11 protein-coding genes are annotated in these 15,360 nt (G+C 39.7%); 7 read left to right on the top strand and 4 right to left on the bottom strand.

The features are described 5' to 3' along the window. Positions 1-34 precede the first annotated feature (34 nt). Positions 35-1,243 carry a serine hydrolase gene (locus BWD42_RS21825; protein ID WP_254846299.1) on the top strand — a complete coding sequence of 403 codons (1,209 nt, stop codon included), beginning with the start codon at positions 35-37 and terminating at the stop codon, positions 1,241-1,243. 134 nt (positions 1,244-1,377) lie between these two features. Here BWD42_RS21825 and BWD42_RS21820 read toward each other — a convergent pair whose 3' ends face one another. Continuing rightward, positions 1,378-2,388, bottom strand: coding sequence for a D-alanine--D-alanine ligase (locus BWD42_RS21820; RefSeq protein WP_077438535.1), 1,011 nt, complete (start codon positions 2,386-2,388; stop codon positions 1,378-1,380). A gap of 116 nt (positions 2,389-2,504) precedes the next feature. Here BWD42_RS21820 and BWD42_RS21815 point away from each other — a divergent pair, with 116 nt between their 5' ends. The 6 genes from BWD42_RS21815 to BWD42_RS21790 all read left to right on the top strand — a co-directional run bounded on the left by BWD42_RS21815 (position 2,505) and on the right by BWD42_RS21790 (position 9,101). Continuing rightward, positions 2,505-3,491: a PASTA domain-containing protein gene (locus BWD42_RS21815; RefSeq protein WP_254846298.1), complete on the top strand. Its 987-nt coding sequence runs from the start codon at positions 2,505-2,507 to the stop codon at positions 3,489-3,491. Positions 3,492-3,586: 95 nt separating this feature from the next. After that, the gene (mltG, locus tag BWD42_RS21810; protein WP_077438533.1) at positions 3,587-4,627 is read left to right on the top strand and encodes an endolytic transglycosylase MltG; all 1,041 of its coding nucleotides are present in this window, start codon (positions 3,587-3,589) and stop codon (positions 4,625-4,627) included. Continuing rightward, the gene (locus BWD42_RS21805; protein ID WP_077438532.1) at positions 4,627-5,034 is read left to right on the top strand and encodes an acyl-CoA thioesterase; all 408 of its coding nucleotides are present in this window, start codon (positions 4,627-4,629) and stop codon (positions 5,032-5,034) included. Before mltG ends, BWD42_RS21805 begins: the two co-directional genes overlap by 1 nt. A gap of 1 nt (position 5,035) precedes the next feature. Then, positions 5,036-6,004, top strand: coding sequence for a YihY/virulence factor BrkB family protein (locus BWD42_RS21800; protein ID WP_077438531.1), 969 nt, complete (start codon positions 5,036-5,038; stop codon positions 6,002-6,004). A gap of 229 nt (positions 6,005-6,233) precedes the next feature. Next, positions 6,234-8,165, top strand: coding sequence for a 30S ribosomal protein S1 (rpsA, locus tag BWD42_RS21795; protein WP_077438530.1), 1,932 nt, complete (start codon positions 6,234-6,236; stop codon positions 8,163-8,165). A 99-nt stretch (positions 8,166-8,264) separates the two neighbouring features. Next, entirely contained in the window at positions 8,265-9,101 is an 837-nt protein-coding gene (locus tag BWD42_RS21790; RefSeq protein WP_077438529.1) for a sulfurtransferase, read from the top strand. Here BWD42_RS21790 and BWD42_RS21785 read toward each other — a convergent pair whose 3' ends face one another. From BWD42_RS21785 to BWD42_RS21775, 3 genes are read right to left on the bottom strand one after another with little or no spacing between them, the layout of a single operon-like run. Continuing rightward, positions 9,102-11,003, bottom strand: a complete 1,902-nt coding sequence (locus BWD42_RS21785; protein WP_077438528.1) for an ATP-dependent DNA helicase RecQ — start codon at positions 11,001-11,003, stop codon at positions 9,102-9,104. Continuing rightward, positions 11,000-13,090 (bottom strand): ComEC/Rec2 family competence protein, encoded by a 2,091-nt coding sequence (locus BWD42_RS21780; RefSeq protein WP_175992124.1) that lies wholly within the window; start codon positions 13,088-13,090, stop codon positions 11,000-11,002. The genes BWD42_RS21785 and BWD42_RS21780 overlap by 4 nt, the downstream gene beginning before the upstream one ends. Continuing rightward, positions 13,087-15,069, bottom strand: a complete 1,983-nt coding sequence (locus tag BWD42_RS21775) for a ComEA family DNA-binding protein (RefSeq protein ID WP_077438526.1) — start codon at positions 15,067-15,069, stop codon at positions 13,087-13,089. The genes BWD42_RS21780 and BWD42_RS21775 overlap by 4 nt, the downstream gene beginning before the upstream one ends. Between the last annotated feature and the right edge of the window lie 291 nt (positions 15,070-15,360).

The raw sequence follows: 15,360 nt of genomic DNA, 5'->3' as shown, positions 1-15,360 counted from the left end.
GTTAAAATATTTATCTCTTGTTTTCATTATACTGATGTCCAAGACATATGCTCAAAAGATAGATACCGTATACCTGGAAAAATTACTTCAGAGCCGCCCTGATCTATTCCAGCAAATATTAAATCATCCGACAAAACATGAGGTACAGATCCTGTACACACAAATTGACCGTGATAAATCCAATATTCCGCATTTCCGGTCTTATAGTTATCGGCTGAATCCCAATTGGTACTTCTATCCAGCGAGTACTGTGAAACTGCCAACTGCGATTTTGGCACTGGAAAAAATTAATGACTTACATATTAATGGGCTGACTAAAGATACGCCGCTGCGTATTGATTCTGCTTTTGAAAAACAAACCAAAGTAGCTGTAGATGAGTCAGCGGCCAACGGACTGCCATCTATCGCCCAATATGTAAAAAAGATACTATTGACCAGCGATAATGATGCCCAAAATAGGCTATTCGAATTTATTGGCCGTGCTGAATTAAATGCAAAATTGAAAAAATATGAGACCAAATATAGCCGGATTGTCAACAGGCTTGCTATAGGTGACAAAGGAATCTGGGCCAAGCATACGAATCCCTTCACGTTCTATAAGGATGACCATATTGTCTACCAGCAGAAAGAACAATTTGACCCCAAAGACTATGACATCAAATTAGCCAATACGCTTCAGGGAAAAGGTTACATGAATGATAAAGATGAACTTATCCATGAGCCATGGAGCTTTGAAGGCCTCAATGTGTATGCGCTAGAGGATCAACAACTGGTCCTGAAGAAATTATTATTTCCAGAGGCATTTAAAAGCAAAGACAGGTTTAATTTACAAAAAGAAGATTATAACCTGCTCTACGATTATATGTCCCGCTATCCGTTTGAATCGGATTTCCCAAAATATGATACCACAGAGTTCTGGCCAACCTACAGCAAATTGCTCTTCTATGGTCGCGAAAAAGAGGCAAAGCTAAATCCCAATATCCGTATTTTCAATAAATATGGTGACTCCTACGGCTATAATATAGATAATGCCTATATTGTAGATTTCGAACAGGGTGTTGAATTTCTCCTTGCTGTTGTTGTCCAATCCAATGAAAACGGAATTTACAACGACGGCATTTATGAATACGAGACCGTCACCTATCCATTTTTGAAAAACATCGGCCAGCTTATCTATCAGGAAGAATTAAAAAGAACAAAAAAAATCAAACCTGATTTATCCAAGTTTGATTTCAGAAAATAATACAAAAGGGCTTTCAGATTTTTGAAAGCCCTTTTGTATGTCAAAATTGATATTTTTTGTTACCCCGACACAAAGGTAGTTCATTTCTATACATGCGGATGAAATAGAATCAGGAAAACACCCCCGTCCATTAGCTATTTAGCGGACAACAAAGCACTTTCGATCAATTCGGCATAGAAGTCACCTTCTTTCATACCAAATGCACGTACCTGTTGTGGGATAAAACTTTGTGCTGTCTGCCCCGGAATAGTATTGATCTCAATAAAATAAAAGTTATCGGTGCCATTTTCCAGGAAGAAGTCTACACGTACCATACCTTTACAATTTAATCTAACATAAATTTCCTTCAGAATACGGGCGGCACGTTCTTGCTGCTCTGTAGTCAGGTCTGCTGGTGTAATTTCCTCTGTCAAACCAGGGATATACTTCGCCTCAAAATCAAAAAATTCACGTGTCGTACGAACCTCTGTTGCTGGCAATACGACCAATTCTCCCTTTGCATTACGGAATATTCCTTCCGAGAATTCCCGCCCCGTTACAAATTCCTCAACAATGACCTGCTTTCCTGTATTCTCGGCATCAAAGGCTTTGTCAATAGCTTCCTGTAGCTGAATAGATTCTTTCACTTTTGTCATCCCTATACTGCTTCCACCAGCGTTCGGTTTTACAAAATATGGAAGGGAAAGACTACTTTCTACCGTGCTAACGGCTTCCCCTCGTTGTGATTCAAATAATAAAACAGATTTGGCCAGATACAATTCAGGAATATCACTTAAGATCGCCTTCGTATAGCCCTTGTTCATCGTCAGAGCTGACGTCAGTGCATCGCATGAAGTATAAGGAATATCCAGCAAATCAAAGTAGCTCTGTAGTCTACCATCTTCGCCCGGTACGCCATGAACCATAATAAAGGCTAAGTCGAAACTGATCGTTTCCCCATTTAATGGTAAGGTAAAGCTTTCACGCTGTATAGGATACTGCTGACCATCTTTATCGGTATAAAACCATGCGTCTTTTGAAATCGTAATCAGGTATACATCGTATTTGTCATGATCGAGTTGGGAATTGACAAAGGCGGCGCTTTTAAAAGAAACTTCGGCCTCCCCTGTATAACCTCCAGTTATTAATGCTATTTTTGCTTTCATAAATTTTAGCGATTCGAATAGCAAATATAATTTGCTATACACGGAAAAACGAATAATTTTGTGAGGAATAATTTTATTTAACCATTCTGCAAAATTGGCTTCAATATTGCGGTTCTATGCAGAATTCATTTTTATCAAATACAGTAATGTCCAAAGTCGTACAATATCTTCAGACACCCACATTCAGAAAAAATCTCATTGCCGCATTCGTCGCGATAGTCTGCCTATTTCTTGCGGTATATGTCGGGCTGAAAATATATACTAAACATGATGAATCCATTGCAGTTCCGAAAATAAAGGGCCTACATATCAACGCTGCCATCCAGGCACTGGAAGATGCTGGATTGGAATATCAAATTGACTCCGTTTATCAGATGGACGCCAAACCGGGACTCGTGATCGAACAGGATCCCGAGCAGGGATTTCACGTGAAATCTGGTCGAACAATTTATCTGACCATTATCACTCAGGTGGCACCGGAAGTCTCTTTTCCGAATATAAAAGATAAGACCCTGATCGAAGCAACAGCTATTTTAAAAAATCATAATCTTAAAATAGGTGACACTACTTATGTCGCTGATATTGCCCGGGATATTGTGTTAGACGCTCAATTTGCAGGTCAGTCCATTCGAAATGGCCGAATGATCCCGAAAGGCTCTAGGATAGATCTTGTCCTTGGTAATGGCCTCGGGGCGAATGAAGTTGAAATTCCCAACCTGATCGGCCTCCCTTTGAACGAAGCTAAATTTGCGCTTTCTGGTGCCGGACTTGGTTTAGGAACTGTGACCTATGATCCCAACGTTACCGATACCACAACAGCTGTGATCAGTGTACAATCTCCAGGGGTAGAAAAGGGATTAACGAGCTTGGGGGCAAAAATAGATGTGACACTTTCACTGACAGCACCTTCACCTACAAGCGGTAGCTCTGGGGGGACAACGACTCCAAAGCCACAGGTGAATCCGACACAGTCGACCCCGCCTGCGGCGAAGCCAGTTGCTACAACAAAAACGACAACAAATACCCCTCCGGCCAAGTCTTCAAATACAGCACCTGCAGCGGGGCAAAAAAAGGAAAATAAAGCAAATAGTCTAGGCTTCTAAAGCCAGTGTGAAACCTTCATGAGCATAGATCATTTGCATAAATGATGAGTCATATGTCCATGAAGGTTTCATTACAGATCTAAAAAGTAATTCTGATGGAAAATAAAAAAGGAATACCAAGTTGGTTAAAAATTGTTGCATTAATCGTCATTCTTGTAGGGGGGTATTTTGCATGGACATTTTATAAGGCTTTCTTTGCCTCAAACGTTTCTGGAGAGAAAAAATATCTTTACATTCATGAAGGCGCTAAATACGAAGATGTTCTCAAATCGATTCAAGACTCCAGTCTTTTGGATGATATCGCTTCTTTCGAACGTGCAGCACAATATAAAAAGTACGAACAAAGCGTAAAACCGGGCCGCTATCTATTAAGTCCGGGGATGAACAACCGGCGTTTGATCGGCAATCTGATCGGCGGCTACCAGGAACCTGTGAAGTTTAGATTTGCCAATGTCCGACTAAAGGAAAATATGGCTGCGTTATTAGGCAAAAACTTTGAGGCTGATTCTGCACAATTTATTGCGGTACTGAATGATGAAGCCATTGCTCAAAAGTTTGGTTTTACCAAAGAGAACCTGATTTCAATTTTCATTCCTAATACCTACGAAATCTACTGGAATACAAGTCCAGAAAAGGTGATTGCCCGATTTGATGATGAGTGGAAAAAATTCTGGAATGCAGATCGCATTGCTAAGGCAAAAGCACTTAACCTCACTCAACAACAGGTGAGCACATTGGCTTCTATTGTTAAAGGGGAGGCTTTGCACCAGGACGAAATGCCCATGATCGCTGGCTTATATTTAAATCGCCTCAAAAAAGGTATGCTCTTACAGGCTGATCCAACAGTGATTTTTGCGAACAATGATTTTACGATCCGAAGAGTCCTAAATAAACATTTAAGAACAGACAACCCCTACAATACCTACATCTATAGGGGCTTGCCTCCGGGCCCTATTTCGATCCCGAGTATCGCCGCTATTGATGCTGTTCTAAATTTCAAGCAACATGACTACATCTATATGTGTGCAAAGGATGATTTTTCGGGTTATCATAATTTTGCAAAAACAGAAGTAGAACATCTGGTCAATGCGCGAAAATTCCAACAAGCCTTAGACGCCAGAAATATCAAGAAATAATGTTTGTATTTGACCATCAGATCCGCGTCCGCTATGCCGAAACCGACCAAATGGGTTATGTTTATTATGGCAATTATGCTGCCTTTTACGAGATAGCGAGAACTGAAATGCTGAGAAGTACAGGAATATCTTATAAAGAACTGGAAGAAATGGGCGTCATGTTACCTGTCACAGAGATGAAAACAAAGTATTTCAAACCGGGCAAGTATGATGATCTGATAACAATCCGGGTAACGATTCGTAAGAAACCGGCGGTACGTATTATTTTCGAATATGAGCTTTTTAACGAAAGTGGCGAACTGCTTAATCAAGGCGAGACAACATTGGTGTTTGTTAATATGGAAAAGAACAAACCTTGCATGCCGCCCCAGATCTTCCAGGATAAGATGAGTAAATATTTTAATTGATATGGGGAAATTCCACCAATGGCTATTAAATTTTGAACCTTATTTTAGACTAATCGAATGGAGCAAAGGGGTTGTGTTGCCGGGCTTTGGTTCGCTTCCCCTTTATACGGTGGCCGTATTCTTCTTTCAGGAACTCTCCAGGGATTCAATCGTCAGTAAGGCCTCCTCATTATCGTATAGCTTTTTGTTGGCCATATTTCCCGGCATCATCTTTCTATTTACATTAATTCCTTATATTCCGATCAACAACTTTCAGGAACAATTACTGGATTTTTTAGCGGTGGTGATTCCAAAAAATGCGTTCCTTGTCGTCGAAACTACCCTAGAAGACATTATTAAAAACCAGAATGGGGGGCTCCTTTCCTTCGGTTTTCTTTTCGCAGCCTATTTTGCGACGAATGGTATGGCATCCTTAATGAATGCATTCAATAAAGCTTCCTTAATGACGGAAAAAAGACCTTGGGTAAAAAAAAGACTCATTGCGCTAACATTAGCTTTTCTGATTATTTTTGCCCTCACCGTTGGGATGACCGTATTTACCATCGCGGGTGTAACAATAGACTATCTTAAAGAAACTACAGGTATTAAATCCAGCATGTGGGCGACTCTGTTAAAGCTTGCACGATGGATTATTATCTTTGCTATTTATTTCTTTACGGTAAGCTGCATCTATAAGTTTGGTCCTTCTACATCTAACAAATGGAAATTGTTTAGCCCGGGAGCATCCATGGCTACGATTTTGGCTATTTTGACCTTCTCAATTTTCACGTTCTATATTAATCATTTCGGTGCATACAATAAATTATATGGGTCGATCGGAACGCTAATCGTCATTATGCTATGGATCTACCTCAATACGCTGATACTATTGTTGGGCTATGAGTTGAATGCAGCAATAGCATTATCCAAACAGACCATCGTAATTGCCAAGCCTCGGATCTTCAACTCATTTAAAAAAAACAACGAATAGGCTGTACCTGTGTTTTAAGGGCGATTTTTTGACAAATAGAACGTGCTTATGGGGCTCAGCTCGCTCGCTGGTCAATGAAAAACCTGTTTTGCCCTCCGCAGCCAAGTTATTCGACAACAAGCTATAACTGAAAGTCCTTCAATAAAATAAGAAAAATAAAATTTTGCATTAAAAGTTTTTTTGTACCTTTGCAACTCCTACAACGTAGGAAAAAGGAGAAAATTAATTAATGGCAAAAAAACAAGAAGCAGAAAAAGAATTAGCAGCGAAAAACGCAGAGCTACAAGGTGCTGACACTAAAGTAGTGAAAGACACCGAAAAAATTGAATCAGAAGCTGATTCAAACTTAATCGACGAAATCAAATCAAACACTTGGATCACACCAGAAGGTGAATTTGACTGGGATGCAAATGACAAAGGTTTCGGAAATTATAGCGATGCTGAACGCGCTAAACTTGAAGCACAATACGCTGATACTTTCAACCAAGTTAACCAAGGTGAAATTATCGAAGGTACTGTCGTTTCTATCAACAACAAAGACGTTGTCTTAAATGTTGGTTTCAAATCTGACGGTTTAGTTTCTTTATCCGAATTCCGCGACTTACCAGAATTAAAAATTGGTGACAAAGTTGACGTATTCGTTGAATCTCAAGAAGATGCTAACGGTCAATTAGTACTTTCTCGTAAACGTGCTAAAACTCAAAAATCTTGGGAAGCTATCAATGAGGCATTGGAAAATGATGCAATCATTACTGGTTTCGTTAAGAGCCGTACTAAAGGTGGTCTTATCGTTGACATCAAAGGTGTTGAAGCATTCTTACCTGGATCTCAAATCGATATCAAACCTATCCGTGACTACGATGTATACGTAGGTAAAACAATGGAATTCAAAGTTGTTAAAATCAACCACGAGTTCAAAAACGTTGTCGTATCACACAAAGTGTTAATTGAAAACGACTTAGAAAACCAAAAATCTGAGATCGTTGCTAAATTAGAAAAAGGTCAAGTATTAGAAGGAACTGTTAAAAATATCACTGACTTCGGTGTGTTCATCGACTTAGGTGGTGTTGACGGTTTGTTGCATATCACAGATATCTCTTGGGGCCGTATCGAGCATCCAAAAGAAGTTTTATCTCTAGATCAAACAATCAACGTTGTTGTATTAGATTTTGATGACGAGAAAAAACGTATCGCTTTAGGCTTGAAACAATTATCTGAGCATCCTTGGGAATCTTTAGATACAGCATTAGAAGTTGGTTCTAAAGTGAAAGGTAAAATCGTAACAGTTGCTGATTACGGTGCTTTCTTAGAAATCATCCCTGGTGTTGAAGGTTTGATCCACGTTTCTGAAATGTCTTGGTCTCAAAACTTACGTTCTCCACAAGAGTTCTTAAAAGTTGGTGACGAGATCGAAGCACAGATCTTAACTTTAGATCGTGACGAGCGCAAAATGAGCTTAGGTATCAAACAATTGACTCCAGATCCTTGGAAAAACATCACTGAGCGTTACCCTGTAGGCTCTAAACAAACAGCTGTTGTTAAAAACATGACTAACTTCGGTGTATTTGTTGAGTTAGAAGAAGGTATCGACGGTTTGATCCACATCTCTGATCTTTCTTGGTCTAAAAAAATCAACCACCCTAACGAATTCACTAAAGTTGGTGAAACATTAGACGTAGTTGTATTAGAATTAGATGAAGAAAACCGTAAATTATCTTTAGGTCACAAACAATTGGAAGAAAACCCTTGGGATACTTTCGAGACAATCTTCACTGAAGGTTCTATCCACGAAGGTACTGTGATCAAAGTTGGTGACAAAGGTGATATCGTTGCGCTACAATACGGTGTTGAAGGTTTCTGTCCTTCTAAACACTCTGTTAAAGAAGACGGTTCTTCATTGAAAGTTGATGAAGTTACTTCATTCAAAATCATCGAGTTCAACAAAGAGAACAAACGTTTGGTAATTTCTCACTCTCGTATCTGGGAAGAAGAGAAAGAAGAAGCTCGCAAAGAAGAGTCTAACAACCGTAAAAAAGACGCTAAAGCTGAATCTTCAGCTGTTAAAAAAGTAAAAGATTCTGTTGAAAAATCTACTTTAGGCGACTTAGACGTGTTAGCTCAATTGAAAGAGCAAATGGAAAATGACAAAAACGCTAAGTAATTAGTATTTTCAATCCATAAAAAGCGGCTGTTCCAAAAGGACAGCCGCTTTGTTTTTAAAGGTCTGCTTTGTAATTTTGTATACATAAGAATAATTGTTATGTCATTCAGATCAGCCTTAATTAATCCATCCGAACTTCGGGATACATTGACAAGAGACGACAATGTGATCCTACTTGACTGTACCATCGATAAAGTCGGCCAATCCTTAAAAGATTCAAATTTAGAATTACTGCCAAATTCATTATTTTTTGATATCGAGGGAAAGTTTTCTGACCACACAGCTAAATTACCACATACACTGGTATCACAACAGGTGTTTGAAACTGAAGCCCAAGCCTTGGGTATTGATCAGGACAGCATCGTAGTTTTATATGATAGATGGGGGGTGTACTCCAGTCCGCGTGCTTGGTGGATGTTTAAGGTGATGGGGTTTGATCAGGTGTATATTCTAAATGGAGGAGTGCCCGCTTGGAAAAAAAACAAATTTGACCTAGCAGACAATTATAAGCAACAGCGAAAAACGGGAAACTTTAAAGCACATTTTCAGAAAAACCTGTATGCCGACAAGGAGTATATCCTGGCACACTATAAGTCATCAGCTATAAGCATTTTCGATGCAAGAAGTAAAGGAAGATTTATTGGCTTAGTTGCCGAGCCCCGAAAAGGACTGAACGGCGGGCATATCCCCCACTCTAAAAATTTGCCTTTCGAGGAATTGCTTGACGGTATTTACTATAAACCAGTTGACCAACTCAAGCAGCATTTTGATCAATTCAAAACAGGAAAGGAATATGTATTTTCCTGTGGTTCGGGAGTGACAGCTTCTATCCTAGCCTTTGCATCCTATATTTCAGGTCATCCAAACATACGTGTATACGATGGTTCCTGGTCTGAATGGGGCCGTGAAGAACTTAATCTTCCCATAGAAAAATAATCAAAATACCGTATTCCAGGAATAGAGCTTATCCTCCAAACGAATTACTTCGGCATCCAGTAGTTCCCGGATAACCTCTATTCTTCTTTTTTCAGTTCCAAGGGTTAAACTATCAACAAGATCGTGAAGATTTTTAGATGTGGCAAGTAAGCTGTTCTTTATCTCTTCCTTGATTTGAGCTCGTTGGTTTTCTTTGTGTATACGTATTAAACAAAGATCACATACCTGGCAAAAACCAGCATTCTTTTCTCCAAAATAAAGTAATAATGACTGACTACGGCAATTTGCTTGTTCCAAATAATCTATCATTCCATTGACCTGCTCCTCTTTCACCTGATGACGATCCCGGATGAAAATATGATCGATATGCAGATGCTTGTAATCAACTCGATTTTGCAAAAAAGTCAACTGCGGAGCGTCCGTAGAAGGGAGATAACTAGCTATTTCCAATGCTTCCAGCGATTTGAGAAGCTCTACTACCCGACCGTATGGAACGCCAAGTTTATTTGCAAATTCATATTCGTTAATTAGGATATAGTTCTCAAAAACGCCGCCATAAGTACGTAAAATTGCTTTGATCAATTTATCATATTTGACATATTGCACCTGAATCTTGTACAACTCTGTGCTGTCAATTTCAAATTTGAAACGTGAAGGTATCGTCACTGCTTCTGACAATGTCAACCAGCCATCGCGTTCCAAAAACTTTAATGCATTCATTACCGGCACCAAAGGCAATTGATATTTTTTAGCAAAGGTAACCACATCAAAATCCACCGTAAGCCCTTCACCAGCACCATACGGAATCTGGAAATGATTACATAAATAATGGTAAGTCTGCTGTATGAAAGGAACATCTGGAAAACTAGCCTCCAATGTATCAACAAGTTTTCTTTCATCGTTCTTTTGATAAAGAATAACCGGATAAGCTTTTTTACCATCACGTCCTGCCCTACCGGCTTCCTGATAATACGCTTCCAGCGAATCAGGTAGGTCCAGGTGAATGACAAAGCGAACATCGGGTTTATCGATTCCCATACCAAAAGCATTTGTAGCAACAATTACACGTACAGCATTCGACATCCATTCATCCTGCTTACGATCCCGCTCCTGCCCCGGTAATCCCGCATGATAATAGTCAGATGCAATTCCATTGTTGATCAAAATACGGGCTATTTCCTGCGTCTCTCTTCGATTTCGAACATATACGATACCTGACCCGCCTAGTTTATGAATAATACGCAGCATCCGGCCCATTTTGTCCTCTTCCTCAATCGCCATATAAGCCAAGTTGTCCCGAAGAAAACTTTTGACAAATACATTTTGCTTTGGAAAATTGAGTTTCTGTTGTATATCGGCAATAACCCGTTCGGTCGCTGTTGCGGTCAGTGCCAAAAATGGTACTTTAGGGTGAAGCTCTTTCAGTTTGGCCAGCTCCAAATAGGGCGGTCTAAAATCATATCCCCATTGCGAAATACAATGCGCTTCATCTATGGCAAACAGATTAACATTCATAAACCGGATCCGCTCTCTAACAAGATCACTATACAAACGTTCCGGGGAAAGGTAAAGAAACTTTATCTTTCCATAGACACAATTATCTAAAGTGATATCCACTTCTCTTTTTTTCATCCCCGAATAAATAGCGACAGCCTGGATACCATTTTTCTTCAGATGTTCCACCTGATCCTTCATTAACGCAATCAGGGGTGTCACAACAATGCAGATGCCCTCCATCATCAATGCCGGCACCTGAAAACAGATGGATTTCCCCCCTCCTGTCGGTAGTAAAGCAAGTGTATCTTTACCAGAAATTACTGACTGAATAATTTCTTCCTGCAATGGCCGAAAGGATTCAAACCCCCAATATTGTCTTAAGATTGATATGCTATCTAAAGTCATAAGCTCTCCTTATCCCAAACATACGCAAAATTATCTTTTATGATATAATTCTTTATCCTTAGACTGTCGAGTATGACCTTTGCGCGGAGTGATTTCTTCAAAGAATTGGAGCCATCGAGAATAACCTGTTTGGGTGAAATAAGGGATACTGCAGCAGCTAATTTTTGAATGGCATTTTTTCTGACAATCAGTAGATCTGCGGTTGGTAATACCTCTTCAAAATGTTCCATAATGATTACCTTTCCTATTGGCAACGCGATCAAATAATTCACTCTTTTCCCTGCATTTCCCAATGGAACAAATTGAACATGATCTTCTGAGGCCAATACCCGGATTTCGCGGCCGCAAGCATATTGCAGGGCTTTATGATTCAACGAATCAAAAGTGCTGTAAATAACAGCCTGTTGATGCTTAAAATAAGCCATGGTCAACTCATTTCTCGTATTATATACCCGAAATCGCTCAATATTCCTGTCGATAACCCGACCGTGGATATCTATGATCAGCATCCCAGCGACACAAAAGAATCCTAAATAGTGATACTTATTGTCCTTCCATTGATAGGCATATAAAAAGGAAAAAATAGCAGCATAGGAAAGAAAAAGTAGGCCCTTATCAATGATATTGATTTTGATCGTTGAAAAGGCAAGACTATCAACAGATTGCAGACAATAAAGCATAAATCCGATTAAATTTTCCAAAAGTATTCCCAGGATCTCATTGAGCCAATCCAAAGGATTGACCGTCATTACAAAGCCTAGATACATAGCTAATGTTGAAGGGAAATCGACGAGTAAATTTGCCAGTAAAAAATAGGTGGGAAACTGTCCAAAATAATAGAGGGTCAGTGGTGTCGTCAAAATCTGCGCAGCGATGGAGATACTCACTGCGTCCCTAAAAAAACGCATCAACGGCTTTTTTACCACAATAATTTTTTCAAAAATGGGCAAAAACAATATCATGCCTAAAACCGCCAAAAAGGAGAGCTGAAACCCAACATCCCTAAGCGCTCTGGGAGAGCAGAGCAAAATAATAGTTGCAGCTGTTACCAAAGCATTGAGTGATGAGCTATTTCGTTTAAAGTACTGCGCAGATAAAACAAAACTGATCATAATAGCCGAACGCACAATAGGCGGCCCCAGACCAGCAATAAAAGCATATAGCCAAATAACGGAAAATGTTATTACAAAAGGTAACCAGGGCAACATAGAAGGCAGCGGCACAAACCTGAAAACCAATGACAAAAAACCAAAGAGTACAGCTACGTGCATTCCAGAAACGCTCAATACATGTATGGTACCCGTGTTTGTAAATGCTCTTAGGATTTCCTCATCAATATCGCTACGAAAACCATATAACAAAGCAGCTGCAATGGAAAAGTATTCCTCATTCTGGAAGTAAGGCTGTAGTTTTCGTAAAAAATATCCACGTGTTTCCAGCGCCATACCTCTCATATCATTGGATTGTGAAACTCCTTTTGCAATTACCGTATAGTTATCCGTATGCAAGAAAATTTGATGGTAGATATCAGCTCGTTCCAGGTACCCTCTATAGTCAAACTCCAATGGATTCAATGGCGGGGCGACACGGGCCATACTGCCCTTTACCCAGAGCCGATCGCCATATTGAAACTGGATTTTCAATTTCGATTTTATTGAAACCATGATCTTGCCCGTAGTCTGAACAAAAGTTCCGTGCTTATAACCGCCAATTACCTCAGCTTCGAATCGGACGATATCGGCCTTTGTTTTAGGTTCATCGATAATATCGACAACATAGCTATCCAGCTGAAAATGCGAAAAATGATCTTTGACAAACAATGGGTCGCTACGCCAAAATTGCCATATGCCAAATAGCAGGACCAGCACATAATATCCGAAAAGATAGCCATATCTAAATCCTGTTTTTCTGAGCAAATAGCAACAAAGAGTTAGCCCCACGAATAGGAATAAGCTATATTCCAGGTATTGAAACCATTTGGGGGAGAATTTTAGCAGCGGTGCTAAAAAGAGCCCGATAACGTAAACAGAGGTAATCTTTAATATCGGAATTCGCTCCAGCTTTTGATAAAAGGTTAATTCTTTCATAGTTGCCATCTCAACTGTAGCTTAATTTCGGACTTTCTGTTACCGCTGATCTCCTCCAAACCAGAACCTATTGTGTCTTTATCCGGATAATAATAAACCCCATACTTTGCCCATATATCGAGATTAGGATTTATTTTATATCTCAAATTCACATATGCACGCCATCCTTTCGTATGATACATTCCAAATCCTGAAGCATACAACACATCATTCTCATAGGCATAGATCCGATTATCATAGGTATCGGTCCGAAAATAAGCTATCCGGGCATTTAGCTGAATCTTACCGATGTCAGGTTTCCAGAAAACATCCTGATAAAATAGATAGCCTAGGCTATTATCCTCATATTCCCTTTGGAACAGGTTCGCCTCAGCCCGGGAACGAATCGTCCAGGTGGTATTCAACTTATATTGGAATTCTATGCGTAACTGCTGCTTTGAACTATTTACTAGTCCTGATTCAGTTTGTCCCTGCCCAATATAATTCGTCTGCTTTAATCGATTTCTATACCTTAAAATGAGTTGTCCTTTCTTATACCAGATATAACTGAGCTGGCTAAAAAAATCTGCTCCCACAGATCCGGTATCCGCTTGGTATTTAGCTTCCGGAAACCGAAAGATATCCATGTAACTGGACCAAACTAATTTTCTTGCCAATTGATAGGTAAGTCCTGCATACATCCCCTCTTCATTTGCGGTATTGCCTGATTCCCCAAAACCCTGCCCGTAGAAAGTATGATAGTTTTTTCTATAGTTCCGGACGAGAACAACAGTAGAGAGTCTTGGATGTAAACTAACGATTGATCCCAATAATATAGCCGATCCCCCGTCTAAACTATTGGCATACTCTCCAAAGAGATGGGCGTTTCGGAACGTATAATTTGTATACAGGCTTATATTCTGCAACACATCACCTTCAAAATCATACTGCTGCCTTTTGGCCGCTCCCCGGAGCCTAATCGCATCCAATTGGGATTGATTGACATGAATCCCAATCTTGAAACGATTATATCGCCACAGAACATTCAGTCCATAGGTCATTTGATGCGCAGCATTTCTGTAGCGCTGTTCTGTTGCTGTTCGATGCAGGCCTGACTGCGCAATCGTCTTAATTACCCTCGTTCCTGCTGAATCATCGACTACATTGGCATCAATGGATCGGTAAGAAAAATAGGGAGTGACCTCAAATCGCTGCAGCTGCAAGGTTCCTGTGATACCACGCATAAAATTAACCTCGTTTAAAGAGGTGTATTGCTTTACACCGATACCCTGCCGGGCAGTATTTTGTACCAGCCCACCCTTGCCAAAGCTTAAACCGTTCCACATACTGAGCCCCTGACCAAATTGCAATGCATAATCCCCAACGACGAGATTGCGAATAGGACCGATCGATTTAACGATCAGGCTTATTCCATAAAAATCAAATCCTAATTTTTGCTTATCCCTAAAAAATGGCTCACCGGCATCCTTTTCCATATTAATTGCTAGGCGGATTTTATCTTTTAGATTAGCCCGGTATCGAATAGCAAATCGATTGGGATCTCCCAAGTACCGAGATCTTGTCGTATCTGTAATCTGGTACCCTTTTGTTTGCTCCAGGGGCCGGCCATAACGCAATATAAATTCGTGGGATACATCTTTGAATTTGTTTCCTGTAAGTGGACTAGCTTCTCTGACCTTAACGAAAGGTAGCAATAAGGATACGAGCCGTGTATTAAAACCGGCTATGGACTGAATCTCTAAGGTATTTATAAAGTTACCAGAAACCTGACGGTGTTCGATCAACCGCTGTATCAACAGCGGATCTATAAATTGTAATTCGATTAATTCCATCCCATCTGTCTTGTTCAGATCGATGGGGTGTTTGAGATAATACTGCCATTTTTCACTTAATTCACTTAAATCAGTGTCTTCGGGCAATTCCTCCGATAAACTTTCAAATAATTCTTCGAGGTTGATTTTTTCATTTGTTTGCGCCATACAGGTTATCCCAATAAAACAACCTATAAAGAGCAAAATTTTGCTACAATATTTCATAATAGGTTTTATTAAATATTGGTTATCCGTTGGTTGAAGAAACAGCCATCCCGGCAGAAAGTTAGATTCCTCTAGATTAAGTTAGAAAATAAAATGAAATAAAAAAAGGCCTGATGAAAAATGATGTGACCCCAAAAAGTTGGACGGATTAACAAAATTAAGTTTTTTGTACGAGAGCTCGGTATTCCACCGGGCTCTTTCCATTTAATCTATTTTTTATTCTTTTATTGTTGT

Source organism: Sphingobacterium sp. CZ-UAM (assembly GCF_002000245.1).
Taxonomy (GTDB): Bacteria; Bacteroidota; Bacteroidia; order Sphingobacteriales; family Sphingobacteriaceae; genus Sphingobacterium.
The sequence above is the reverse complement of the archived record's forward strand: the minus strand, read 5'-3'. Positions and strand labels throughout refer to the sequence as shown.

Excerpts from the sequence above, each read along its gene's own strand:
- BWD42_RS21825 (WP_254846299.1), top strand. The coding sequence starts at position 35 with ATGTCCAAGACATATGCTCAAAAGATAGATACCGTATACCTGGAAAAA.
- BWD42_RS21820 (WP_077438535.1), bottom strand. The coding sequence starts at position 2,388 with ATGAAAGCAAAAATAGCATTAATAACTGGAGGTTATACAGGGGAGGCC.
- BWD42_RS21815 (WP_254846298.1), top strand. The coding sequence starts at position 2,505 with ATGCAGAATTCATTTTTATCAAATACAGTAATGTCCAAAGTCGTACAA.
- mltG (WP_077438533.1), top strand. The coding sequence starts at position 3,587 with ATGGAAAATAAAAAAGGAATACCAAGTTGGTTAAAAATTGTTGCATTA.
- BWD42_RS21805 (WP_077438532.1), top strand. The coding sequence starts at position 4,627 with ATGTTTGTATTTGACCATCAGATCCGCGTCCGCTATGCCGAAACCGAC.
- BWD42_RS21800 (WP_077438531.1), top strand. The coding sequence starts at position 5,036 with ATGGGGAAATTCCACCAATGGCTATTAAATTTTGAACCTTATTTTAGA.
- rpsA (WP_077438530.1), top strand. The coding sequence starts at position 6,234 with ATGGCAAAAAAACAAGAAGCAGAAAAAGAATTAGCAGCGAAAAACGCA.
- BWD42_RS21790 (WP_077438529.1), top strand. The coding sequence starts at position 8,265 with ATGTCATTCAGATCAGCCTTAATTAATCCATCCGAACTTCGGGATACA.
- BWD42_RS21785 (WP_077438528.1), bottom strand. The coding sequence starts at position 11,003 with ATGACTTTAGATAGCATATCAATCTTAAGACAATATTGGGGGTTTGAA.
- BWD42_RS21780 (WP_175992124.1), bottom strand. The coding sequence starts at position 13,090 with ATGAAAGAATTAACCTTTTATCAAAAGCTGGAGCGAATTCCGATATTA.
- BWD42_RS21775 (WP_077438526.1), bottom strand. The coding sequence starts at position 15,069 with ATGGCGCAAACAAATGAAAAAATCAACCTCGAAGAATTATTTGAAAGT.